Annotated in this window: 22 protein-coding genes; 10 read left to right on the top strand and 12 right to left on the bottom strand. The window is 63.5% G+C overall.

The genetic code is table 11. From position 1 onward, the window contains the following. Window positions 1-47: 47 nt before the first annotated feature. The 3 genes from AC0L2K_RS11900 to AC0L2K_RS11890 all read left to right on the top strand — a co-directional run bounded on the left by AC0L2K_RS11900 (window position 48) and on the right by AC0L2K_RS11890 (window position 2822). Window positions 48-1049: an Ldh family oxidoreductase gene (locus AC0L2K_RS11900; RefSeq protein WP_473531422.1), complete on the top strand. Its 1002-nt coding sequence runs from the start codon at window positions 48-50 to the stop codon at window positions 1047-1049. Between the two features lie 226 nt (window positions 1050-1275). After that, window positions 1276-1728, top strand: a complete 453-nt coding sequence (locus AC0L2K_RS11895) for a DoxX family protein (RefSeq protein WP_473531421.1) — start codon at window positions 1276-1278, stop codon at window positions 1726-1728. A gap of 119 nt (window positions 1729-1847) precedes the next feature. Beyond that, window positions 1848-2822, top strand: coding sequence for a complex I NDUFA9 subunit family protein (locus AC0L2K_RS11890; RefSeq protein ID WP_473531420.1), 975 nt, complete (start codon window positions 1848-1850; stop codon window positions 2820-2822). A 144-nt stretch (window positions 2823-2966) separates the two neighbouring features. On the opposite strand, the gene AC0L2K_RS11885 is transcribed toward AC0L2K_RS11890, so the two are convergent. After that, complete coding sequence (locus tag AC0L2K_RS11885) at window positions 2967-4337, bottom strand: cytochrome P450 (protein ID WP_473531419.1); 1371 nt, start codon at window positions 4335-4337, stop codon at window positions 2967-2969. Window positions 4338-4453: 116 nt separating this feature from the next. Here AC0L2K_RS11885 and AC0L2K_RS11880 point away from each other — a divergent pair, with 116 nt between their 5' ends. From AC0L2K_RS11880 to AC0L2K_RS11870, 3 genes are all read left to right on the top strand, one after another. Beyond that, window positions 4454-4720, top strand: coding sequence for a hypothetical protein (locus AC0L2K_RS11880; protein ID WP_473531418.1), 267 nt, complete (start codon window positions 4454-4456; stop codon window positions 4718-4720). Further along, window positions 4686-7157 (top strand): DNA topoisomerase (ATP-hydrolyzing) subunit B, encoded by a 2472-nt coding sequence (gyrB, locus tag AC0L2K_RS11875; RefSeq protein WP_473531417.1) that lies wholly within the window; start codon window positions 4686-4688, stop codon window positions 7155-7157. The genes AC0L2K_RS11880 and gyrB overlap by 35 nt, the downstream gene beginning before the upstream one ends. Window positions 7158-7402: 245 nt before the next feature. Continuing rightward, window positions 7403-8320: a hypothetical protein gene (locus tag AC0L2K_RS11870; protein WP_473531416.1), complete on the top strand. Its 918-nt coding sequence runs from the start codon at window positions 7403-7405 to the stop codon at window positions 8318-8320. Window positions 8321-8429: 109 nt separating this feature from the next. On the opposite strand, the gene AC0L2K_RS11865 is transcribed toward AC0L2K_RS11870, so the two are convergent. Then, window positions 8430-9953: a hypothetical protein gene (locus AC0L2K_RS11865; protein WP_473531415.1), complete on the bottom strand. Its 1524-nt coding sequence runs from the start codon at window positions 9951-9953 to the stop codon at window positions 8430-8432. 11 nt (window positions 9954-9964) lie between these two features. On the opposite strand from AC0L2K_RS11865, the gene AC0L2K_RS11860 reads away from it, so the two are divergent. The 3 genes from AC0L2K_RS11860 to AC0L2K_RS11850 are packed head-to-tail and all read left to right on the top strand — an operon-like array spanning window position 9965 to window position 11297. After that, window positions 9965-10267 (top strand): hypothetical protein, encoded by a 303-nt coding sequence (locus tag AC0L2K_RS11860; RefSeq protein ID WP_128244513.1) that lies wholly within the window; start codon window positions 9965-9967, stop codon window positions 10265-10267. 35 nt (window positions 10268-10302) lie between these two features. Next, the gene (locus AC0L2K_RS11855) at window positions 10303-10881 is read left to right on the top strand and encodes a biotin transporter BioY (protein WP_473531414.1); all 579 of its coding nucleotides are present in this window, start codon (window positions 10303-10305) and stop codon (window positions 10879-10881) included. Then, window positions 10878-11297: a DUF1284 domain-containing protein gene (locus tag AC0L2K_RS11850; RefSeq protein WP_473531413.1), complete on the top strand. Its 420-nt coding sequence runs from the start codon at window positions 10878-10880 to the stop codon at window positions 11295-11297. Before AC0L2K_RS11855 ends, AC0L2K_RS11850 begins: the two co-directional genes overlap by 4 nt. Before the next feature lie 42 nt (window positions 11298-11339). Here the strand turns inward: AC0L2K_RS11850 and AC0L2K_RS11845 are convergent, their stop codons facing one another. From AC0L2K_RS11845 to AC0L2K_RS11800, 10 genes are all read right to left on the bottom strand, one after another. Then, window positions 11340-12737: an NAD(P)(+) transhydrogenase (Re/Si-specific) subunit beta gene (locus AC0L2K_RS11845; RefSeq protein ID WP_023796795.1), complete on the bottom strand. Its 1398-nt coding sequence runs from the start codon at window positions 12735-12737 to the stop codon at window positions 11340-11342. A gap of 6 nt (window positions 12738-12743) precedes the next feature. Beyond that, complete coding sequence (locus AC0L2K_RS11840; protein WP_029347614.1) at window positions 12744-13169, bottom strand: NAD(P) transhydrogenase subunit alpha part 2; 426 nt, start codon at window positions 13167-13169, stop codon at window positions 12744-12746. Further along, window positions 13169-14440, bottom strand: a complete 1272-nt coding sequence (locus AC0L2K_RS11835; protein WP_473531412.1) for a Re/Si-specific NAD(P)(+) transhydrogenase subunit alpha — start codon at window positions 14438-14440, stop codon at window positions 13169-13171. The genes AC0L2K_RS11840 and AC0L2K_RS11835 overlap by 1 nt, the downstream gene beginning before the upstream one ends. A gap of 86 nt (window positions 14441-14526) precedes the next feature. Continuing rightward, entirely contained in the window at window positions 14527-14751 is a 225-nt protein-coding gene (locus AC0L2K_RS11830) for an aa3-type cytochrome c oxidase subunit IV (RefSeq protein ID WP_023796798.1), read from the bottom strand. Window positions 14752-14950: 199 nt separating this feature from the next. Further along, the gene (locus AC0L2K_RS11825; protein ID WP_023796799.1) at window positions 14951-15100 is read right to left on the bottom strand and encodes a DUF3096 domain-containing protein; all 150 of its coding nucleotides are present in this window, start codon (window positions 15098-15100) and stop codon (window positions 14951-14953) included. Between the two features lie 128 nt (window positions 15101-15228). Beyond that, on the bottom strand, window positions 15229-16008 hold the full coding sequence (locus AC0L2K_RS11820; protein WP_473531411.1) for an N-acyl amino acid synthase FeeM domain-containing protein: 780 nt from the start codon (window positions 16006-16008) through the stop codon (window positions 15229-15231). 146 nt (window positions 16009-16154) lie between these two features. After that, on the bottom strand, window positions 16155-18467 hold the full coding sequence (locus AC0L2K_RS11815) for a putative bifunctional diguanylate cyclase/phosphodiesterase (protein WP_473531410.1): 2313 nt from the start codon (window positions 18465-18467) through the stop codon (window positions 16155-16157). A 128-nt stretch (window positions 18468-18595) separates the two neighbouring features. After that, complete coding sequence (locus AC0L2K_RS11810; protein WP_473531409.1) at window positions 18596-22075, bottom strand: indolepyruvate ferredoxin oxidoreductase family protein; 3480 nt, start codon at window positions 22073-22075, stop codon at window positions 18596-18598. A 220-nt stretch (window positions 22076-22295) separates the two neighbouring features. Further along, a complete protein-coding gene (locus AC0L2K_RS11805; protein ID WP_128172908.1) occupies window positions 22296-22835 on the bottom strand; it encodes a hypothetical protein in 540 nt (179 codons plus the stop codon). Next, window positions 22828-23436, bottom strand: coding sequence for a CGNR zinc finger domain-containing protein (locus tag AC0L2K_RS11800; protein WP_128172907.1), 609 nt, complete (start codon window positions 23434-23436; stop codon window positions 22828-22830). The genes AC0L2K_RS11805 and AC0L2K_RS11800 overlap by 8 nt, the downstream gene beginning before the upstream one ends. Before the next feature lie 100 nt (window positions 23437-23536). On the opposite strand from AC0L2K_RS11800, the gene AC0L2K_RS11795 reads away from it, so the two are divergent. Further along, complete coding sequence (locus tag AC0L2K_RS11795) at window positions 23537-24442, top strand: branched-chain amino acid ABC transporter permease (protein ID WP_023796805.1); 906 nt, start codon at window positions 23537-23539, stop codon at window positions 24440-24442. Window positions 24443-24519 lie beyond the last annotated feature (77 nt).

The raw sequence follows: 24519 nt of genomic DNA, 5'->3' as shown, positions 1-24519 counted from the left end.
CCTCTAATCCCAATTCGCTACTCGCTAGAGCTTCAGGGCAGCTAAAGATGCAACTCAGTCTCGACCAGGCGACAGGGCTGTGCCGGATGGCGGCGCTCGGCGCCGGCGCCAATGAGGAAGCGGCGCAGTCGCTTGCAGCCTCCGTCGTGGCGGCCGAGGCAGAAGGTCTGTCGACGGTCGGACTGTCGCATTTCATCGACTATCTCGAAGCGCTGGAGGCCGGCCGCATCGATGGCAAGGCCGAGCCGGTCATCACCAGGCCGGCTTTGGCGATCTATCTCTCCGACGCGCGCGGCGGTCTGGCGCATACCGGCTTCGACCGCACCATCGACGATCTCGCCAAGGCGGCGCGCCTGTTCGGCGTTGCCATCTTTTCGCAGAAGAACGCCTATACATGCGGCGCGCTCGGCTATTTCACCGGGCGGCTGGCCGCGCAGGGACTGGTGTCCTTCGCCGCGACCAACGGACCGGCCGTGCTTGCCGGCTCGGGCTCGGTCAAGCCGGTCTACTGCACCAACCCGATGTCCTTCGCCGCGCGCGCCGCCGACGGAGCGCCGCTGGTCATCGACCAGTCATCGAGCGCCACTGCCTTCGTCAACATCCGCAAGGCAGCCGAGGACGGCAAGAAAATTCCAGAAGGCTGGGCACTGGATGCGAGCGGCAACCCGACCACCGATCCGGCCGCCGCCATGAAAGGCGCGATGCTTGCCTTCGGCGGCCAACGCGGCGCCAACATCGCGCTGATGGTCGAAGTGCTGGCGGCGGGCCTGTCGGGCGCCAACTGGTCGCTCGATGCGCCATGGTTCAGTGGCGGACCGGACAGTCCTGGAACCGGCCTCTTCGTGCTGGCCGTCGAGCCCAAGCTGCTCGATCCGAATTTCGAGAAGCGCATGAAAGATCAACTCGACCGGTTGCGCCGCCGCTACGGCGTGCATGTCCCCGGCCGTGCCCGGGCCGAAGCGGCGGAGAAGGCAGCGGCACGGGGTATAACGGCTCCGAAAGCCGTGGTGCAGCGCATCTCCGAATTCGCCGCCCGGTATTCTTCCTGAAGACGGTCACATCTTTCGGATCGTCGACAGCGGGCGTACTTGCCGTTACGCCCAGGCTGCCTCGTCGAACCACGTTTCGGAAACAGCCGGAGACCCTCGCCTCGGCTGGTTTTTTCCGCGCTCTCCCGCATCTGACCAGTAACATGCATTTCCCGGTCAACTTTTGTTCATTTGACTTTGGCTGGGGTGGCGGCTGTTTGCGCGGAGCAGCAGAAGAGGAGCCCCAATGGCCGCAAGCACCCACAATCCCAGCACCAATCTTGTCGTTCCGGCCCTTGGCAGCCTCTATGCGGCGCTGAACACCACCTCTGAAACCATCCTGCGCGCCGTGGCCGGCATCTTCCTCACCATCCATGGCTCTGGCAAGAGCATCGACCCGCTCGGCGCCGCCGAGATGGTTGAAGGCCTCGGCTTCTATCCTGGCGCGTTCTGGTCGGTGCTGCTGGCCTGCACCGAGTTCTTCGGCGGCATCTTCATCGCCATCGGTCTCTTGACCCGCCCGGCCGCCTTCGCCGGAATGTTCGTGCTTCTGGTCACCGTCTGGTTCCACTGGGTCACCCTGGGCGAGGGCTTTTCGGGTGCCGAAAAATCGCTGCTGTGGGCGGCGATCCTGTTCTTCTTCGTTATCCGCGGCGGCAACCGCCAATCGGTCGACGCGCGCATCGGCAAAGCGTTCTGAACCAGCCGATATCGCGGCAAACGGCGACAAAGGATCGCCCTTTGCCTTCGGCGCGAAACGGATTATGAACGGCTTCAGCCAAGCCACCAGTAAATCTGGAAACTGCGCCGGAGCCCGCAATGACCGAAATCCTGCAGACCCCAAAGCTCGTCGTCGTGTTCGGCGGCTCCGGCTTTGTCGGCCGCCATGTGGTGCGGGCGCTGGCCCGGCGTGGCTATCGCATCAGGGTCGCCTGCCGCCGGCCCGATCTCGCCGGCCATCTGCAGCCGCTCGGCAATGTCGGCCAGGTCCAGCCGGTGCAGGCCAATATTCGCGTGCGCTGGTCGGTCGACCGCGCCGTGCAGGGCGCCGACCATGTCGTCAATTTGGTAGCCATCCTGCATGAGAGCGGCCGGCAGAAGTTCACGCCCGTCCACGAGTTCGGCGCACGCGCGATCGCCGAAGCGGCGCGCGCCGTCGGCGCCGGGCTCACCCATATCTCGGCGCTGGGCGCCGATCTGAACGCGCAATCCGAGTATGCGCGCACCAAGGCGCTCGGTGAAAAAGCGGTCCTGGAGACGATCGAGGATGCGGTCATCTTGCGGCCCTCGATCAATTTCGGCCCCGAGGACAGCTTCTTCAACCGCTTCGCCAGCATGGCGCGCTATTCGCCGGTCCTGCCTCTGATCGGCGGCGGGCGGACCAAATTCCAGCCGGTCTATGTCGGCGATGTCGCCGAAGCGGTGGCGCGCTCGGTCGACGGCAAAGTCCAGGGTGGCCGGATCTACGAGCTAGGCGGACCTCAGGTGCTCACCTTCAAGCAATGCATGCAGGAAATGCTTGCCATGATCGACCGCAAGCGGTTGCTGGTGTCGGTGCCGTGGTGGGTGGCGAACATGCAGGCATCGATCCTTGGGCTTTTGCCCAATCCGCTGCTGACCAAGGATCAGGTCCTGCAGTTGCGCGGGGACAACATCGTCTCGGAAGCGGCCATCAGGGAAAACCGGACGCTCGCCGGTCTCGATATCCAGCCACAGTCGATCGGCAGCATCCTGCCGAGCTATCTCTGGCGCTACCGGCCCGCCGGCCAGTTCCAGCGCAAGACGGCGGCATAGCCAATCAGGCGGCTCGCTAAAGCGCGTCGCGTTTGACCGGCCCCATGCGACGCGCTTTAGGTTGTTGTCTCATGCATGTCGTTATCGCAAAACCGCTGCACACCCTCGGTTCAAGCCCGAGGGCATGCTTTTGCGCGACATGCATTAAAGCCGCCGCGTGACCTGCATCGGCAAGCCGCCCTGTGGTTGCGTCGTCAGTTTCTGCACCGGCCACGGTTTGGTCTCGGCGGTGGTATCGAAGCGGAAGCGCGACAGCATGATCGCCAGAGCGATGATCGCCTCCTGCATGGCAAAGCTGGCGCCGATGCAGACGCGAGGACCGGCGCCGAACGGCAAATACTGGAAACGGTCGATCTTCTCGCGATTTCCCGGATGGAAACGTTCGGGCATGAAGGCGTCGGGCCGGTCCCACAGCTTGCGATGGCGGTGGACGACCCACGGCATGACCAGCACCGCAGCACGCTTCGGTATGTAGAGGCCGTTCCAGGTTTCGGGCTCGATCGGCTCGCGGTTGATCGACGGCGCCGGCGGATAGAGCCTGAGCGCCTCGTCGAAGGCGGCGCGGGTGAACGGCATGGCGTCGAGCCACTTTGTCGGGTCGGGCTCGCGCGCCAGCACGGCGTCGATCTCGCGCTCGACCTTTTCGCGCTCCCAAGGCGCTTCGGCCAGGCAATAGAGCGTCCAGCCGAGCGCACGCGCCGTGGTCTCGTGACCGGCGCCGATGAAGGTGATGATGTTGTCCTCGACCTCGGCGCGCGTCAGCCCGTCCGGTCCCTCCGCCTTGAGCAAAAGCGTGAGGAAATCCTGCGGCACCTTGTCCGGATCGTGCTTGACCCGCTCTTCGCGCATCTTGACGGTGTCGGTGACGATCTTGCGGAAGTAGGCCATGGTTTTGCGGCCGCGGATGCGGGTCAGGCGCGGCAGCCAGTCTGGCGCCCGCAACAGGTCGAGCGGATCGACGCGGCCCATGGTTTCGAACAGCCGGTCGATCTCCTTGGCGAAGCTGCCCGGCTCACCCGATATCTCACCGGAAAACAGTGTCTCGGCCAGGATGTCAAAGGTAAGCAGCGTCATGTCGTGGGCGATGTCCGACGTGCCGCCGCCCTCGTAGCGGGTAACGAACTCCCGCGTACGCCTCAGCATCGGCTCGGCAAAACCGAAGATGTGGCGCGGCGTGAACACCGGCGCCATCGCCTTGCGTGAACGCCGCCAGACCTCACCCTCGGCGGTCAGCAGGCCGTCGCGCAGGATCGGCCGCAGGATCATCTGGCGCACCGTCGCCATCTTGTAGTTTTTGGCATTGTCGACCAGCACGTGGCGAATGAGGCCGGGATCGTTGGCGATGACCAGCGGCCCGCCGATGCCGGTCACCGAAATCCAAGGCTGGTTGTAGGTCGGCTCGCCCCACAGTTCGAGCGGATTGCGATAGACGATGCGGATCATCTCCAGCGTCGAAGGCGGCGACGTGCGCGGCTTCGGCGCCGGTGGGACAAAGGGGGCGGGCTGACTGTCCATGGCGTGCTCCGCTGGTGAACTCAATGTAGTGGCTGGCAAGCCAAGCGTCCATGTTGCTGAACGGCAAGGGCGAAGGGCCCGCTCTCCGGAAATGTCACCGGGGCACAGGAGAGTAGATGATCGTCGGGAACAGGTCGGCCACGCTCTTGTGCGGCCGCTCTGTTCCCAAAACCGGTTCCACTTTTTGGGTCCGATGCCGTGGCCCGCCAGGCGTGCTCTTCTTCCATTCGGAAATGCTTGCAAACCTTGGAAAAACCGCCTTTTGCACCTATATCTGGGCCATCAAGGACGCGCGATTCGGAGCCGATTTTTTGCGCTGGATGTGCGGCATCAATCAGACAGGTTTTCATGAGCGATCAGATCGACAACGCCAGCGGCGCTGAGGCCGAGTACGGCGCCGATTCCATCAAGGTTTTGAAGGGCTTGGACGCCGTCCGCAAGCGGCCCGGCATGTATATCGGCGATACCGACGACGGCTCGGGCCTGCATCACATGGTCTATGAGGTCGTCGACAACGCTATCGACGAGGCGCTGGCCGGCCATGCCGACCTCGTCACGGTGACGCTCAATCCCGACGGTTCGGTGACGGTCATCGACAATGGCCGCGGCATTCCGACCGATATCCACACCGGCGAAGGCATTTCGGCGGCCGAAGTGATCATGACGCAGCTGCATGCCGGCGGCAAGTTCGACCAGAACTCCTACAAGGTGTCCGGTGGCCTCCACGGCGTCGGCGTCTCGGTCGTCAACGCGCTGTCGGCCTGGCTGAAGCTGAAAATCCGCCGCAACGGCCAGATCTACGAGATGAGCTTCTCGCATGGCAATGCCGACGGACCGCTGAGGGTCACCGGCAGCTATGAGCAGCGCAAGGTTGCCGGCACCTATGAGGGGCGCAGCGGCAGCGAGATCACCTTCTTTCCGTCGACCGAGACCTTCACCATGGTCGAGTTCGACTTCGGCACGCTGGAGCACCGGCTGCGCGAACTCGCCTTCCTGAATTCCGGCGTGCGCATCATTTTGACCGATGCCCGCCATGCCGACGTCGTGCGCCATGAGCTGCACTATGATGGCGGGCTCGAGGAGTTCGTCAGATATCTCGACCGCGTCAAGAAGCCGCTGATCGACAAGCCGATTGCGATCAAGGCCGAGCGCGACGGTATCACCGTCGAAGTCGCCATGTGGTGGAACGACAGCTACCACGAGAACGTGCTGGCCTTCACCAACAACATTCCGCAGCGCGACGGCGGCACGCATCTTGCCGGTTTCCGCGGCGCGCTGACGCGCCAGATTACCGGCTATGGCGAATCCACGGGCCTCACCAAAAAGGAGAAGGTGGCGCTGATCGGCGACGATTGCCGCGAAGGACTGACGGCCGTGCTGTCGGTCAAGGTTCCCGACCCGAAATTCTCCTCGCAGACCAAGGACAAGCTGGTCTCGTCCGAAGTCCGTCCGGTGGTGGAAGGGCTCGTCAACGAGGCGCTCGGCACCTGGCTCGAAGAGCACCCGACCGAGGGCAAGGTGGTCATCGAGAAGGTCATCCAGGCGGCAGCGGCGCGCGAAGCCGCGCGCAAGGCGCGCGACATCACCCGCAAGAGCTCGCTCGGCGTCACTTCGCTGCCCGGCAAGCTGGCCGACTGCCAGGAACGCGACCCGGCGAAGTCGGAAATCTTCATCGTCGAGGGCGACAGCGCCGGCGGCTCGGCCAAGGGCGGCCGTTCGCGCCAGAACCAGGCCATTCTTCCGCTGCGCGGCAAGATCCTCAACGTCGAGCGGGCCCGGTTCGACCGTATGCTCGGCTCCGACATGATCGGCACGCTGATCACCGCGCTCGGCACCTCGATCGGCAAGGACGAGTTCAACGCAGACAAATTGCGCTACCACAAGATCATCCTGATGACCGACGCCGACGTCGACGGCGCCCACATCCGCACCTTGCTGCTGACCTTCTTCTTCCGGCAGATGCCGGAGCTGATCGAGCGTGGGCATCTCTACATCGCCCAGCCGCCGCTCTACAAGGTGACCCGCGGCAAGAGTTCGCAATACATCAAGGACGAAAGCGCCTTCGAGGAATTCCTGATCGGCTCAGGGCTGGAAGAAGCGTCGCTTGCGCTCAGCACCGGCGAGCTGCGGGCCGGGCAGGACCTGCGCAGCGCCATCGACGATGCGCTGGCGGTGCGCCAGCTCATCAACGGGCTGCACACCCGCTATAACAGAGGCGTGGTCGAGCAGGCGGCGATCGCCGGCGCGCTCAATCCGTATGTCTTCGTCGATCTCGGCCGGGCCAACGCGATGGCCGAGCGTGTCGCCCGGCGCCTCGACATCATCGCCGAGGACACCGAACGCGGCTGGACCGGCCGCATGTCGACCTCAAACGAAGGGGTCGGCGGTTATGTGTTCGAGCGCACGGTGCGCAGCGTCAAGGAGTTCGCGCATCTCGATCTGGCGCTGATCAATTCGGCCGACGCCCGCCAGCTCGACCGCTATGCGCCGCGCCTAGCAGAAGTCTATGGCGAGCCGCCGGTGCTGCGCCGCAAGGACGTATCCGAAACCATCTCGGGACCGCTGGCGCTGCTCAATGCCGTGTTTGCCACCGGCCGCAAGGGCCTGACCATGCAGCGCTACAAGGGCCTCGGCGAGATGAATGCCGAGCAGCTCTGGGAAACCACGCTCGACCCGAATGTGCGCTCGCTGCTGCAGGTCAAGGTCAATGACGCAACGGACGCCGACTCGCTGTTTTCGCGGCTGATGGGCGACGAGGTCGAGCCCAGGCGCGAGTTCATCCAGGAAAACGCGCTGTCGGTGGCCAATCTGGATATTTGAGGCCCAAGCAGCTGCTCAGCTTAGGAGACTTAAGGTATTGGTAGGCCCAGGCCCACCAACGATCCCTGCTGCGTCGCAACAAAGGATCATGAGAGCCGGTCGGAACGGAAGAGCATCCAAGGCATTGTAATCGATCACAATCGCCGCAGGAGGCACTCATGGGACGTGGCATTTTGCTCTGGCTTCTCGGAGTCCCGATTCCGATCATTATTCTCATCATGCTTTTCGCACGTTAGGGGGCCGACATGCAGTCAACCCTAACGACTGTCGACGTTTCCGCACCGACGGAACCCTCTTCTACCGCTGTCAGCTGGGGGCCAATCGTGGCCGGCGCCTTTGCTGCCTCGACGCTAACATTGATCCTGATGCTGCTCGGCTCCGGGCTCGGGCTGACGATGGTTTCGCCGTGGTCCGGCTTGAGCACCTCAGTCACAACTTTCGCGGCCTCCACGGCTGCGTGGCTGATCATCGTGCAGTGGCTGTCGTCGGCCGTAGGCGGTTATCTTGCCGGGCGCCTACGCACCAAATGGGTCGGCGTCCACACCGATGAGGTCTTTTTCCGCGATACCGCACACGGGTTCCTCGCCTGGGCGCTTGCAACGTTGCTCGTCGCCGGTGTGCTCGGCTCGGCGCTCTCCGCAGCTGTCGGAACCGGCGTCCACGCCGCTTCGACAGTCGCGTCGGGCGCGGCAATGGGCGCTTCGGCAGGTGCTACCGCAAACGCCGGAGGCGCCGCGACCGACAACGCAACGTCGTACTTCGTCGATGCGTTGTTCCGCCCGGCCGATGCGGCCAGGCTTGCTGCCGCCAACCCGGAGAGCGATGCGGCGGCGACGGCGCAGGCCTCGCGCATTTTGATCGCGAGCGCAGCAGCAGGCGAAGTGTCAGCCGACGACAAGACCTATCTGTCGCAGTTGGTAGCCGCCCGCACCGGGCTGTCGGAACCCGATGCCAGGGCCCGTGTCGATGCCGTGCTTGCCAGGGTCGAAGAGGCGAAGGTCCAGGCCCAGCAGGCTGCCGACACCGCCAGGAAAGCCGGTGCCACCTTCGCGCTGCTTGGCGCTCTGTCCCTGGTCGTCGGCGCTTTCATCGCAAGCGCCGCGGCAGCACTTGGGGGCAGGCAGCGCGACGACGAGGAGGCGGTCTTCCTGACCGACCGTTGATCGGTGCTTGAGGGTTCTATCGACGCCGAGACTTTCCCCGGCATCGACCGGTTGTTTTGACGACGTCATCGCCATGAACTGCGCGCTGATTCGCCCAAACGAGCGTGCCCTATCTTCCGGCAGAAGTCGTCGGTGCCGGCTGGCTTGGCTCCAGTTTGCGGCCGAGATCGACGGCGTCACGCAGCACGTCGATATGCGAGCGCGGCGGCGTGCCGGCGGCTGCCGCGACCTCGACGCCGGTCGCCTCCAGCGACCAGTAGAGCCTGTGCGTGAAGATGCGGCCAAGCGAACTGCGCAGTTCGACCTGAATGTTCTCCACGCCGGGGCCGAAATTTTCCGCCATCGGTCCTGAGATCGGGTCGCCGGTCAGCCAGCCATTACCCCTGTCGAAGATGTTGGTCCAGCGTGTCGCGGCAAACACCGCACCATGATGCACCGCCCGCTGCGGCTTGCCCGAACGGCTGCGCCCTTCCTGATAGAGGACGGTTCCACCGGCCGCCGTCTCGGCGATCGGCGGGCATGCCGAGAACAGCCGCTCAGCGATGCCGCGCCTGAATTCGGCGAGATTGTAGGTCGCCAGAAATTCGCTGTGGGTCAGCGGACTGCCGAGCGTGACGAAATCGCTGATCTTCCAAGGCAATGGATGATCGGCGTCGCTGGCGCGGAGGTGGCGGTAGAGCTCCCATTGGGCGCGCCGGAATCCAGAAAAATCATCCAATTTGTCGGGCCACGCAGAACCATCTGACTTGAGCGTAGCCTTGTCGACGGCGCGGATCGCTTTCAGTCTCGCCTTGTCGCGGAGGGCTTCCAGCTTTCGTGGCCTGAAATCGGCCCACAATATCTGCAGCAGATCATAGGCGATGATTGACCCCAGGCTGTGCGAGACCAGCACGATGCGGTCGTAGCCGTCGTCCACCATGAGGCGCCTCAACAGTGTCAGGCCACGGTTGCGGACAAGCGCGCGCTTCTCGACCGTTGCCGCTTCAGCCCGCACATAGGCGGCCACATCACCGAAATAAGGAAGACCAAACCGGTCCGCCGCCCAGACGACGAACGAGGCCAGGATCGTGGCGAGCATGCCCGTGATCCAGGAAATATACCCTTGCAAGGCCGACGTCGCGAGCACGAACGCCGCGCCCAAGACTGTTATGACTGCCAGAAGCGTAACGACGTAGAGCCCGCGGGCGTCGCGCGGAATGTCGGCGGGCTTGCGCCAGAGCAGATTCGTCACCCAGGCCGCAAGCCGGCCCCGCGTCGTGCCTTGCGTGATGTCGGCCCAGTAAAGCTCGTAGAAATCGGTGCGGCGGCCATCGACATCGTAAGGGGTGGTGATCCGGCGAAGTTCGTGCGAATTCGTCCGGCTGTCGGGCGTGATCCAGCTCCGGTTGATCTTCGAGCCGGCGGGACCGCCCGGATCGGCGACTTGGGCATAAAACGGCGCGCGGGCGGAATCATGGCTCCAAACAGCATGAACAAATTCCCTCAGCGTGCCCATCGGTCGCTGTTCGCCCATGCCATGCACGATGACCACGGCCTGGCTGAGCTTGCGCGGCGCCTTTCCGGGGGCCGGCAGGCTGGCCTTCGCGGGCGAGCCGGACTTGGTCGGCGAAGCGACAGGCTGGGGGCCAGACACCGGTGCCTCCGTTGGTGACAAATCCGTCCATCGGAACAGAACTTGCCCATCGTAGTGCTGAATCCGAAGCAAGTGCAAAAAGCGTCGCAGATATCTGTCGCAAATCGCCGATTTTTTGCGGGAGGGTTTTGCGACAGGAATTTGTTGAAGAGTTCAACGCTGACGATTTTGTCGCGAAACTTAGGACTGTGACTTCCGGTGCCGTTTGTCGCGCCGCCATGAAGCATCGGCAAGCCGCCGTTGCCGACAGCCGCCTGATCCGCTACTCCGTCCTCCCGGGCAGCACGTCGTTCAATCCCGCAAGTCAGGCATAGCGCCTGCTTCACAGCCAGTACGAAAGAGAACACATATGCCTCATAACCCCACCTCCGCCAGCCACGCGGCTTCAAGCGCGCAGCGCATCCGCGACTGGTCGCTGTCCTGGCAGATCGGGGCGGTCGTCCTGGGAACCGTATTTCTGGCGCTGGCGTCTTACATCGAAGTGCCTATGGTTCCGGTGCCCGTGACCATGCAGACCTTTGCGGTCACCCTGATCGGTGCGGTCTACGGCTGGAGACTCGGCGCGGCCACGATCGTTGCATGGTTGGTCGAAGGCGCGATCGGGTTGCCGGTTTTATCTGGGGGCGCTGCCGGTGCGCATCACTTTGTCGGCCCGACCGCCGGATACCTCTTTGCCTTCCCCGTGGTCGGCGCGCTCACGGGATGGCTGGCGGAGCACGGCTGGAACGGCAACCGCCCCTGGCTGGCGTTCGTCTCCATGCTCCTGGGAAACGCGCTTTGCCTCGTGCTGGGCGCGGCATGGCTTTCCGTCGCCATTGGCATCGAACAGGCAATTGTCCACGGCGTCGCGCCGTTCCTGATCGGCGGGGCGCTCAAGTCGGCATTGGCCGCGGTGACGCTCAAGCTCATGACCCGCGCGCAAAAATGACCGTCCGGCTGCGGCCGCACCATCTCCTTTGCCTGCTGACTTACGCAGGCAAGGGTTACAGCGCTGCGTTCGTCGCCAATTTCGACGCGATCGCGGCTCGGCTCTCCGCAGGCGAACACATCCTGATCGTCTCCGGGCCTGACGATATTTGCGCGCCCCTGCTCGGTGAGGCGGAGCCGCACTGCCTTCGCGACAGCGTGACGGAGCGCGACCGTCAGGCGGCGGCCAGTGTTGGTACGCTTCTGGGGTACTCGATTGCCGAGGACATGGAACTTCAGCTCCATCCCTCGCTTCTGCGAAGTATGCGCGATGCGTTCTCTTCGGGCCGCACCCGGGGTGCTTGCGGCGGGTGCGAGTGGTTTGACCTTTGCAGTTCAATCGCCGCTTCAGCCTATGGAACGGTGGCACTCCGGTGAAAGGCAACGCTCGCAGTGGGACGATTGTCGGGGTAACCCGGATCAGTGATCCATGGCCTTGACGATCTCTTCGGTCATCTTCTTGGCGTCGCCGAGCAGCATCATGGTGCCGTCCTTGTAGAACAGCGTGTTGTCAATGCCGGCATAGCCGGAGCCGAGCGAGCGCTTGACGAACAGACAGGTGCGAGCCTTGTCGACATCGAGGATCGGCATGCCGTAGATCGGCGACGACTTGTCGTCGCGGGCGGACGGGTTGGTGACGTCGTTGGCGCCGATGACATAGGCGACGTCGGCCTGCGCGAATTCGGAGTTGATGTCCTCGAGCTCAAACACTTCGTCGTAAGGCACGTTGGCTTCGGCCAGGAGCACGTTCATGTGGCCGGGCATGCGGCCGGCGACCGGATGAATGGCGTATTTCACGTCGACGCCATTGGCCTTGAGCTTGTCGGCCATCTCGCGCAGCGCGTGCTGCGCCTGGGCGACCGCCATGCCGTAACCAGGCACGATGACGACCTTCTGCGCGTTCATCATCAGATAGGCGGCATCGTCGGCCGAACCCTGCTTGACCGTGCGCTCGATGCCGTCGTCGGCAGTGGCGGACGTCTCGCCGCCGAAGCCGCCGAGGATGACCGAGATGAACGACCGGTTCATGCCCTTGCACATGATGTAGGACAGGATCGCTCCGGACGAGCCGACCAGCGCGCCGGTGATGATCAGAGCCAGATTGCCGAGCGTGAAGCCGAGTGCCGCAGCCGCCCAGCCCGAATAGGAATTCAGCATCGAGACGACCACCGGCATGTCGGCGCCGCCGATCGGGATGATGAGAAGGACGCCAAGGACAAGCGATGCCGCCACGATCAGCCAGAACACCAGCTTGGACTCGGTGGTGACGAGCAGCACGATCAGCACGATCAGTCCGATGCCGAGGGCGGCGTTGATGAAATGACGGCCGCCGATCATGATCGGCTTGCCCGACATGCGGCCGTCGAGCTTGAGGAAGGCGATGACCGAGCCGGTGAAGGTGATGGCGCCGATGGCGACGCCGAGGCTCATCTCGATCAGCGCCTGGGCGTGGATGTCGGCGACCGTGCCGATGTCAAAACTTTCCGGCGCATAGACGGCGGCAGCCGCCACCATGACGGCGGCAAGGCCAACCAGCGAATGGAAGGCGGCGACCAGCTGCGGCATCGAGGTCATGGCGATGCGCCGTGCGGTGACCGCTCCGACCGAGCCGCCGATCAAAAGGCCGAGCACGATGAGACCGAAGCCTCCCGCCGAAGGGGTCGCCAGCGCCAGCGTGGTGGCAATGGCGATGCCCATGCCGATCATGCCGTACATGTTGCCCTGGCGGCTCGTGGTCGGGTGCGACAGGCCGCGCAATGCCAGGATGAACAGGATGCCGGAGACCAGATAGAGGAAGGAGGCGAAGTTGGCGTTCATGGCGCTCTACTTGTCCTTCTTCTTGTACATCGCCAGCATGCGCTGGGTGACGAGAAAGCCGCCGAAGATATTGACCGAGACCAGCATCAGCGCGACGAAACCGAAGCCGGTGGCGATGCCGGACGCCGAGATGCCGACGGCAAGCAGCGCGCCGACGACGATGACCGAGGAAATGGCGTTGGTGACGGCCATCAGCGGCGTGTGCAGCGCCGGCGTCACCGACCAGACGACGTAATAGCCGACAAAGATCGCCAGCACGAAAATGGCGAAGCGGAAGACGAACGGATCGATTGCCCCGCCGGACAGCGCGTGCGCGGCGTCGCCCGCCGCATCGGTGCCGCCTGGAGCTGTGGCCAGATCCTGCACAGCGAGCCGGACGGCGGCGGTAGCCTGGTCGAGCTGGTCGAGGGCTTTCTGCAAGGTCTGGTCCATCACGCGATCCCTTTCGACTTATTAGCGGGCGATTTGGGTGCGGCAGCTTTCCTGGATGCGGCAGCTTTCTTTGGCAGGGCTGGATTTTTTGCAGCGGCGGGCTTCGCAGGCTCGGCCGAGGCGATCATCACCGCCGGCTTGCCGGCGAAGGCCGGATGCACGACCTGGCCGCCATCGGTCAGCATCGTCGCCTTGACCAGTTCGTCGTCGCGGTTGATGGCAAGCGTCTTGGTGGTCTTGTCGACCAGCGTCTCGAGGAACGCAAACAGGTTCCTGGCATAGAGCAGCGAGGCGGAGGCAGCGACGCGGCCCGGCACGTTGATATGGCCGACGATTTTCACGCCGTTGACCGTGGTCACCACCTGCCCGGGCACGGCGCCCTCGACATTGCCGCCGCGCTCGACCGCCAGGTCGACGATCACCGAGCCCGGCTTCATCGAGGCGACCATCGCGGCCGAAACGAGCTTCGGCGCCGGACGGCCGGGAATCAGCGCCGTGGTGATGACGATGTCCTGCTTGGCGATGTGCTCGGCAGTCAGCGCGGCTTGCTTGGCCTGGTATTCCCTAGACATTTCCTTGGCGTAGCCGCCAGCCGTCTCGGCCGCCTTGAACTCCTCATCCTCGACCGCCAGGAACTTTGCGCCGAGCGAGGCGACCTGTTCCTTGGCGGCGGGACGCACGTCGGTGGCGGTGACCACGGCACCGAGACGACGCGCAGTAGCGATCGCCTGCAGGCCGGCGACGCCGACGCCCATGACGAAAGCTTTCGCCGCCGGCACCGTGCCCGCCGCCGTCATCATCATCGGCAGCGCCCGGTCATATTCGGCAGCCGCGTCGATCACCGCCTGATAGCCGGCGAGGTTGGCCTGGCTGGACAGGACATCCATCGATTGGGCGCGCGTGATGCGCGGCATGAACTCCATCGAGAAGGCGGTGACGCCGGCCCTTGCCAGAGCATCGACCGCAGCATCGTTGCCATAGGGATCGATGATGGCGATGACGGCACTGCCCGGGCGATAGGCCTTCAGCTCCGCCTCATCAGGCCGGCGCACCTTCAGCACCACATCAGCCTTGGCGACATCGCCGGCCTTACCGATCGCAGCGCCGGCCTTGGCGAACTCCTCGTCGGGAATGCGCGATGCCGTGCCGGCGCCGCTTTCGACGATGACGTCAAACCCCAGCCCCGCCAGCCGCTTCACCGTGTCGGGCGAGGCAGCAACGCGCGGCTCGTTCGCATCGAGCTCACGAGGGATGAAAACCGTCTGTCCCACCGCATGATCCTTTCGGCTGGAACCTGTCTGCGCAGGACGCCGACCGAACTTCCGGCGATGTCGCGGGCAAGGGGGTTTTGAAGAATTTACCGGAGAATGAAAGCGCCGACGGCGAGGATCAGAACGAACAGGACAAAGCCCGAGAAGAAGCCGCCCGCAAAGAAACCGAAAGCCATTGCCAGAAGCACGGCGGCGCAAAACAGCGACCCGTATTTGGCGAGCATGATAAAGCCGGCATAGGTGCGGTCGTGCTCGGCATAGTCCATCTTCGCGCCTAGTTCGACAGGACCGGTCGGCGAGTGATCAGCCATAGGAATACCCCTTCGAAGACATCTTTCAGGCACATAGCGAAAAGCCAGGCCGAGGGCAATGGCGCTATTGCCGCATCGCTGGAGACAACAGCCTCAAAAGAAAATTGGAGCCGCCAGATGCAGGATGTCGTTTCGGAGGCGCTCGCGGCTGCCGCCTCGCGCTTGCTTTCCGGCTAACGCGCCGCGCCTGCCGACATTTTCAGCCGGCGAGTTGCGGAAACAGCCCAAGCAGGCCGACGACGATCAGGTAGAGCGCGACGATGTAGTTGAGGAGTCGCGGCATCACCAGGATCAGCACGCCGGCAATCAGCGAGATCAACGGAGTGAGTGCGAGCGTGGGAATGGTCATGTCGGGTTCCTTTCGGTAGAATTTCCGCCGAAGCGATCCAGATTGACGTCGTCCGCGCACCACCGGCGCGCCTCCCAGAACGCCGAAGCGGCCTGAAAGCTCCAGCCGCGCTCTAAATTTGCCAATTGTCAGGCGGCTTCGCGGTAGTATTTGGCGGTCGGCAGAATGGTCAGCGGCGCGAGTTCACCGGCACTGGGTGTCTCAAACAGCATGCGCTGCTCCATCGGCGTCGACCGAAAGAATGGGAACCGGGAGAAAGACCGTTCGCGAATGGCGCTGACGTCGGCTCGGTAGAGCACGACCTTGTAATTCAGGCCCGGATAATTGCGTAACTCGCCAATTTGCTCGGAACAGTAAATGCGACGATAGAAGCCTGCATGTTCCGGGCGGATGGTGGAGAGACAATAAGGCGCGTCGAAGTAGAAGCATGCCATGCCAGCGAGGCGCAGCGTCAGATACGGAATTTGCGGATAGACCCGCGACCAGTCCGGATCGGCGGCAAAGCGGCTGGGATCGGCAAAATGCAGACCAGACGCCATCATAGGGCGCAATATGTCGCCATAAACCGTCGTGGAAGGCGACTGCGGCGTGGCGCTGCAGGCATGGTGAATACGCAGCGTACTGACCAGAACGCCGTCGATATAGATTCCGAACTTGGAACAATTGGCCGCTTCGTCGAGCTCGTCATGCACAATATGGTCGGGATTCTCCGGGACCATATCGCTCAGACGGTAAGATTTGTAGCGCAACCTGTAAATGTCTTCGAGATCTTCGCCCTTGTCGCAGCGGCGATATTCCGTCCGCTCGAGCATCGCCGAGACGTTCCTGGCAAAGCCGGACATATCGTCAGACGCATTAGTCCCGTCCGCACCCGCCGCTTGGCGAGGTGAAGTCAACTCGACAATCATCAACTCGTTCCCCGCAACTGCCGCCGCGATCAACACTACGGCAGGGCCGTATGATGTAAAGATGAAAACAAGATAGAAATTATTTACCGGCTATTAAGGTTAATAATCGGCAGAATTATACTAAAGTACCAGGTCTTCCGGCGAATTCAGCGATGCGTCGCCTTGCTGGCCGTCTTGATGTCCTTGGCGAAGGGCCAGACCGTGCTCGCCATCGTTTCGATACCGGATGCGCTGAGCGCCGAGCCGAACAGGAATCCCTGGACCAGGTCCGGCTTGACCTGCAAGGCCAGGATCTTGAGCTGCTCGAAAGTCTCGACGCCCTCGACTGTCACCGAAAGCCCCAGCGGCCGTGACAGATTGACGATGCCCTTGAGCAGTTCGAGCGAACGGCTGTTCTGGGTGACGTCCATCAGGAATGAACGGTCGATCTTGATCTTGTCGAGCGGCAGTTTGTGGAGATAACTCAGGCTCGAATAGCCGGTGCCGAAATCGTCGAGCGCGATGCGCACGCCAAGCCGCTTCAATTCCGCGATATACTGACGCGTCAGCGACTTGTCGTCGAGCAGCGCCGTCTCGGTGACCTCAATCTCCAGGCGGCCGGCGGCGAGGCCGGAGCTGGCGAGCGCATCGCGAACCTTTTGCACAACGTCGCGGTTGCGAAAGTCCTTGGCCGAGAGATTGACCGAGACACTGGTCCGTGCTGGCCATTTGGCGCATTCGACGCACGCCGCATGCAGGACGAAGGTGCTGATCTCGGAGATAATGCCCATTTCCTCCGCCAGCGGAATGAAGATGCTGGGCGAGATCGGTCCGAGATCGGGGTGGTCCCAACGGCACAGCGCTTCGCAGCTGGCTATGCGCATCGTGCTCATCGCCACGATCGGCTGGTAAACCACCCGCAAACCCTTGCTTTCCACCGCAGTGCGCAGATCCGCCTTCATCATCTGACGGTTGCGGAAAGCGGCATCCATCGATGCCTCGAACAGCCGCCAGGTGTTCTTGCCGAGTTCCTTGGCTTTGTAGAGCGCCAGGTCCGCCTTGACGATCATGGCGTCGACATCGGTATCCCTGACCCGCGACAGCACCGCGCCACCGCTGGCCTGGATACGCAGTCCGTGGCCGGCGACGTCGACCTCGCCCTGCAGTTCAATGAAAATCCTGTCGATTTGGCTGGTCAGGTGGCTCTCGTCCTCAACGCGGTCGAAGAAGGCCATGAACTCGTCGCCACCGAAACGGCTGATGGTGACGCCTGGTCCGGCGATCGCTGCCAGCCGCTCCGCGACGGCGTAGATCAATCCGTCGCCGACCGGGTGGCCAAGCGTGTCGTTGACGCTCTTGAAGTCGTCGAGGTCGAGCACGGCGAGCCCGCAGAGACGCTCGAGGTCACCGGATGCCATGGCCTCTCCGATCAGCTCGTGGAAATAGGCGCGGTTGGGCAGGCCGGTGAGGCTGTCGTAGCGCGCCATGAAGCGGATCTTGCCTTCTGCCTCGACGCGGGCCGTCACATCCTCGAAGGTGATGACGCCCAGTTCCTGGCTGCCCTCACGCGCCGAGAACTCATAGTGCTGCCCGTTCGCGAGCGAGACGAGAACCTTGCGGTCGCGGCCCTCGCGCAGGGCGCGCGTAAGCTGGGCTTCGATGTAGCGGCAGTCCTTCGGCGCCAGCATGCCGCCGGCAACGCCGCGCATCAGCAGGCCGTGGATCGATCGCCCGAGCAGCGCGTCGGGCGACTTGAGCGACATCAGATGCGCGGCTTCGGCGTTGGCCACCACCACCCGGCCGTCAGGGCCGAGCATGACAAGCCCGTGCGACATGGTGTTCAGCGCCCGATTGAAGCGCTGGGCGAGGCGGTTCGCCTTCTTCTCTTCGGACAAAGCGGCGAAAAGCACCTCCCTGACCACATCGGCGAAGCGTTTGATCGCGAATAGGAAGGGAGCCGACATCAGACCGAGGATCACATGGTAGACATCGCCACGCAGGATAAAGCCCAGCGAGATCGACCACGTCATGGTCATGATGAAGATCATGACCATCCTCGGGGAGCCGTAATTGCGGCCGGCGATCGCCGTGGCGGACGCCAGCGTAACGCAGACAGCGGCGATTTCGGCATAGTTGTCATGCGCCAAGTAGATGCCGGCGAAACAGAAGGCGCCCAGCATGAAACCATGCATGGAGCCGTAGAAAATGTAATCATTTTCGCGGCGGCGCGCCTCCTCCCAATTCCTGGGTGACGGGGCGTGGCGGTATTTTCTGATGTTACGCAGACGCAGAAATGCGACGATCAGAAATCCGGCGACCACCGCAATGTAGATCGGATCTCTGGTCTTCCAGTAGACCAGGGCGACCAGCAGGGTTTGGGCAAAGAATCCAATCGAAAGCGTCAGGCTGTCGCGGAACAGAGTTTCCACGAACGGAATGTAGACGTCGACCGGGATCTCGTTTTTTCTTTTCAGATTCACGCCTGAGTCCCACCCTGGGGAGGCAAGCTGTGTCACATCAGCCTTAAGAAAGATTTAGAGAGGCGGTTCCGGGCCTCACCATCAGGTCGGCTAACGCCAGGGAAGCTCAGGTAAACAAGACATATCGATCACTCGGCGGCCTGGAGTTCCGGCCGAGCCGGTGTCTTCGCCAGGCGATCGAGCAGCCTCAGGCGCTCGCCGGCGGCCTTTTCGGCGCTGGCCCGCCTGACGTGACCATAGCCGCGAATGAGTGCCGGCACCGAGGCAAGCGCTGCCGCGGCCTCGACCTTGCCTGGCGCCAGCGCGCCGGCGACAAGCTCCAGGTCGGCCTCGTACTGCGCAAGAAGCTGCCGTTCCATACGCCTTTCGGAGCTGTAGCCGAACACATCAAAGACCGTGCCGCGCAAGCCTTTCATCGCTGCCAGCAGGCGGAATCCCTTCATCATCCAGGGACCGAAGCTCGACTTCCTCGGCTTGCCGTCCTTGCCGCGCCTGGCCATGATCGGCGGCGCGAGATGGAATTCGAGTTTGTCGTAGCTCTGGAACTGCTTGCCCAGTTCAGCGACAAAGGAGCCATCGGTGTAGAGCCTTGCCACCTCGTATTCGTCCTTGATCGCCATCAGCTTGAACAGGTTCCTCGCGGCGGCTTCGGTCACATCAGTCGAACCGGGCGCCACGCTGGCTTCGGCCTTGCGCAGCACGGCCACTCTGTCGGCATAGCGCTTGCCATGGGCGGCGTTCTGATAGGCGGTGAGGAAGGCGACGCGGCGGGCGATGGCGTCATCGAGCGTTTCGACGACAGCGGTGTTCTGTGCAGCCGTGCCCGGCTGGACGACGAGGGCGCGCACGAAATCCGGCTGGTGGGCGGCGCGGCGACCCCAGCGGAAGGCTGAGACGTTCATCGCCACCGACTGGCCGTTGAGCTCGATCGCCTTTTCGACTGCCTCGGCAGACAGCGGCAAGCCGCCATGCTGAAAGGCGAAGCCGAGCATGAACATGTTGGCGCCGAGCGAGCTGCCGAACAGCGCGGTGGCGGTGCGGGTGGCATCGAAAAAATGCGCCTTGTCGTCGCCGGCGGCAGTGCGGATCGCCTTTTTCAGCCGCTCAACCGGCAGCGAGAAATCGGCCGACCGGGTAAACTCGCCCGGCATGATCTCCGCGGTGTTGGCGAGGAAGATCGTGTGGCCTTCGCGCACCGCGGCGAGCACCTTTTGGGCGCCCGACACGACCAGGTCGCAGCCAAGCACAAGGTCTGCCTTGCCGGCCGAAACGCGGATGGCATGGATATCGCCCGGGCTGCGCGCGATGCGGACGTGGGTGAAAACCGAGCCGCCCTTCTGGGCAAGGCCGGCCATGTCGATCATGCCGCAGCCTTTGTCTTCGAGATGAGCCGCCATGCCAAGCACCGCGCCGATGGTGACGACGCCGGTGCCGCCGACGCCATTGATGATCGCCGTCCAGCCTTGGTCACCGAGCGGGAATTCCGCGGGCGTGGGAACGCCGTCGAGCGGATCGGTGGTGCCGGCCATACCCTCGGCCTTCCTGATCTTGGCGCCATGCACGGTGACGAAGGACGGACAGAAGCCGTTGATGCAGGAGAAATCCTTGTTGCAGCTCGACTGATCGATCTTGCGCTTGCGGCCGAATTCGGTCTCGACCGGCTGGATCGACACACAATTCGACTGCACCCCACAATCGCCGCAGCCTTCGCAGACCAGTTCGTTGATGAAGACGCGCTTGTCGGGATCGGGGAAGGTGCCGCGCTTGCGGCGGCGGCGCTTTTCGGCGGCGCAGGTCTGGTCGTAGATCAGCACGGATGTGCCTCTGACCGCGCGCAATTCGCGCTGCACGAGGTCGAGGTCGTCGCGGTGATGGATGGTGGCGCCGGCGGGGAATTCGACCTTGCCGGTATATTTGGCCGGTTCGTCGGTGACGATGGCGATCCGCTCGACGCCCTCGGCCCGCACCTGCCTGGCAATCATGTCCACGGTCAGGCCACCCTCGTGCGGCTGGCCGCCGGTCATGGCGACGGCGTCGTTGTAGAGGATCTTGTAGGTGATGTTGGCGTCGGTCGACAGCGCGAAGCGGATTGCCAGCGCGCCGGAGTGGTTGTAGGTGCCGTCGCCGAGATTCTGGAAGATGTGGTCGCGCTTCGAGAACGGCGCCTGGCCGACCCATTGCGCGCCCTCACCGCCCATGGCGGTGAAACCTACGGTGTCGCGATCCATCCACAGCGCCATGAAATGGCAGCCGATGCCAGCGGCGGCGAGCGAGCCGTCGGGCACCTTGGTCGAGGAATTGTGCGGACAGCCGGAGCAGAAGAAGGGCGTGCGCGAGGCAATGTCTGTTGTCTCGGCGAGCATCGCCTGGAACTGGCGAAGTTTCGCCACCCGCGCGGCGATCTCGTCCGACGGACCGATCGTCCGCAAGATTCTCTCCCCGAGCGCGATGGCGATGTCGTTGGGATCGAGCGCGCCCTTGGCCGGGAACAGCCCGTCGCCGCGCTCGTCCTTCTTGCCGACGATGATCGGCTGCATGGCGGTGCCGTAAAGGTTCTCGCGCAGTTGCACCTCGATCAGCGAGCGTTTCTCCTCGACGACGACGATGGTGTCGAGGCCGCGAGCGAAGTCGGTGATGTGCTGCAGGTCGAGCGGCCACGGGCAGCCAACCTTGAACAGCCTGATGCCGATGCGGTTGGCGGCGGCTTCGTCGACGCCGATGTCTTCCAGCGCCTGGCGAACGTCAAGATAGCTCTTGCCGACGGTGACGATGCCAAGCTTCGGGCCACTGCCGCCGGAATAGACAATCCGATTCAGCCCGTTGGCGTGGATAAAGGCCGAAGCGGCGGCGCGTTTGTATTCATGCAGTCGCTCCTCCTGGCCGAGCATGTCGATCTCGTTGCGGATGTTGAGGCCGCCGGGCGGCATCTCGAAGTCCGGGACGACGATATCAAGCCGTTCGAGCGCGGCATCGACCGAAGCCGTCGATTCGACGTTGTCCTTGACGCATTTGATCGCCGCCCAGGTGCCGGCGAAGCGCGACATGGCAATGCCATAGAGCCCATAGTCGATGATCTCCTGGACCCCGGCCGGATTGAGGATCGGCACCATGGTGTCGACAAACAGGAACTCGGTCGCGTGCGCGTTGGTCGAGGACTCGGCCATGTGGTCGTCGCCCATAAGGGCGAGCACGCCGCCATGTCTTGACGAGCCGGCGAGATTGGCATGGCGGAAGACGTCGCCGGAGCGGTCGACGCCCGGTCCCTTGCCGTACCAGACCGAAAAGACGCCGTCATGCGTGCCCTCACCCAGCAATTCGGCCTGCTGCGATCCCCAGCAGGCGGTGGCTGCGAGCTCCTCGTTGAGGCCGGGCTGGAAGACGATGTCCGACTGGGCGAGCTGCTTCCTGGCCTTCCAAAGCTGCATGTCGAGGCCGCCGAGCGGCGAGCCGCGATAGCCGGAGACGAAGCCGGCGGTGTTCAGGCCAGCCCGGCGGTCGCGCTCGCGCTGCATCAAAAGCATGCGAATGACCGCCTGCGCGCCGGAAAGGAAGATGCGCTCCTTTCTCAGGTCGAACTTGTCGTCGAGCGCGACATCATGCAGCGTCATCAGGCATTTCCTCTGCGGAGGCCGCAGTTCGAGCGCAGCCAACGTCGGGGTTGGAAGCTGCAGTGTTTCTCCCCTTGCCGGGCAGGTCAAACAAAATCGAAGATGCCAGGCGAAGCGCAACAAACGATTCGTTCCACGCCCGATGCTGTAAGAAACGCTCACCAATTGGTCCGTCAGCGCCAAGAAAATTCCGGCCGCGACCGATACCGGCGATGTTGCGTCAGCCGGCCTTCGAGCAGTCGGGCTTGGGCGCGCCCGGCAGCTTGCCGTCCGGATGGCCGGCAAGCTCTGGATTGGGCGTATAGAGCTGATCGATGACCAGCGGCCGGTCGGGCAGGACCGATTGGTCCTGCGTCGACATCAGCGTGGTGTCGATCTTCTGGAGGATTGCACCGTTGGCATCCTTGATGCTGATCGAGATCGCATAGGGCTTGTCCTTGACGATACAGGAAAGCGCCGGGCTCTCCAGCGACACCTTGCCGAGCTTCGGCCAGATTTTCTGTTCGATGATCAGCGGCTCGCCGCCTGCTGGGTTCTGGAAGCTGGCGACCGCAACCTGTCCTTCCTCCATAGGCTGCAGCGGCCTCAGCGTGACGACAAAGGTTGCCCTTGCGAGGCGATAATTGAAGACGACCAGCCTGCCGGAAATCTCGAACAATCTGCCTTCGCCGTCCTTGCCGGTATCGCGGCAGGCGCCGAGCGTTGCCGCGGCCACGAGCATGGCGCCGACAACGATCAGGCGCAAGATTTTCCTAGACATTGGCGGTCCCTCTGGCTGCCGTTCGGCGGCGATAGTGGCGACTTGCCTTCTGGCGGTTGCCGCACACCGCCATGTCGCACCAACGACGGCTGGAATTGCGGCTTCGGTCGAGAAACAACCAGCTGCAATTGGGGCAGATCCTCAGCCTTGCGACGGTGTCAGCCTGCAGCAGCGACAGTGCGGAAACCGCCAGTGCCGCCTCGAAGGCGATGGGCGTCGCCGGCTCGCCGAACGGCCGTCCCGGCGCACCGATCTCGGTGCGGCCGTCCGCGAGACCGTCGGCGCAGGCCTTCAGGAAGCCAGGCAGATCGCCTGTAGTGACCGCGCCCTTCGACACCGCACGACGAAACAGCCGGTCGGTCGTCTCGCGGATCGCCAGCACGACCGGCGCGATCTTGTCCGGGAACGGCGCTTCGAGCCGCCTGCCGCCAAGCTCGGCGGCGCGAATGACGCTCGCCGTGTCGGCGAAACGGGCGATCTCCGCCGGGTCTTTGAATCGGTCGAAGGTTTTCCGGGGATCGCCGCGCAGCACGACGGTGTTCGCCGTGTCGAGCGCAAGAAGGCCGCCAGTGAAGCGGTGCGGGGTCCAGGAAACCGTCATGGGCGCCATTTCTAACCGATAAGCTGCGTTTGACAAGTTAGATTGCCGATGCAAATCTGCTCCGCACGGACGCGGTTCTCCGCGATCCAAGGACATTGGCATGCTCTATTTCTTCCAGCAGGTGCTGAACGGGCTGCATTCCGGCGCGCTCTATGCCCTGCTCGCCTTCGGCTATGTGCTGACCAACGGCATCCTGCACCGGACGAACCTCGCCTATGGGGCGCTGTTCGCCTTTTGCGGACAGACGATGATCCTCACCGCGGCCTTCGGCTATCAGGCCCTGTGGCTGACCCTGTTCGCGGCCGTCGCGCTCGGTATTGTCGCGGCGTTCCTGTATGCGGGGCTGATCAGCCATGTCCTGTCGCGCAGCATCTTCGAGCCGCTGGCCGACCGCACGCCCAATGCGATCGTGGTGACGACGCTGGGCATATTGCTGCTGCTGTCGGAGGCAAGCCGCATCGCCGCTGACACGCATGATCTGTGGCTGCCGCCAATGCTGGCCCAGCCCATCATTTTTGCGAACGGGGCCAACTTCAATGCCACCCTGACGCTTATCCAATTGCTCGACTGCGGGATCGTCGTGGCAACCATTGTGCTCGCCTCCTGGGCGTTCGCCCGCTCGAGTTTCGGCCGGCGCTGGCGCGCCGTGTCCGACGACCCCAAAGCCGCCGCCATGTGCGGCGTCGACGTGCGCGCGGTGTTTCGGCACGCGGTGCTCGCCGGCGGCCTTTGCGCGGCGCTGGCCGGTGTGCTCGCCGGCCTCTACTATGGCAACATCAGCTTCGGCTCCGGCCTGGTCTACGGGCTGAAAATCCTGTTCGTGACGGCGGTGGGCGGCTATCTCTCGCCGTTGCGGGCAGCACTTGGCGCTGCCGCTTTCGGCATGGCCGAATCGCTGTGGGCCGGCTATTTTCCGGTCGAGTGGCGCGACGCCTGGATGTATCTGTTCCTCGTCGCCATGCTGGTGCTGATCGGCGCCGGGCGAGACCAGAGCAAGATCGTCTGACTGCGCCAACCCGGCTAGCGTTGGCTGCCACTTTGATTTTTGCGCATGATCCCTTCCGCGGCTGTTTCGCCCCTTCC

The organism is Mesorhizobium sp. WSM4817 (genome assembly GCF_055811135.1).
The sequence above is the reverse complement of the archived record's forward strand: the minus strand, read 5'-3'. Positions and strand labels throughout refer to the sequence as shown.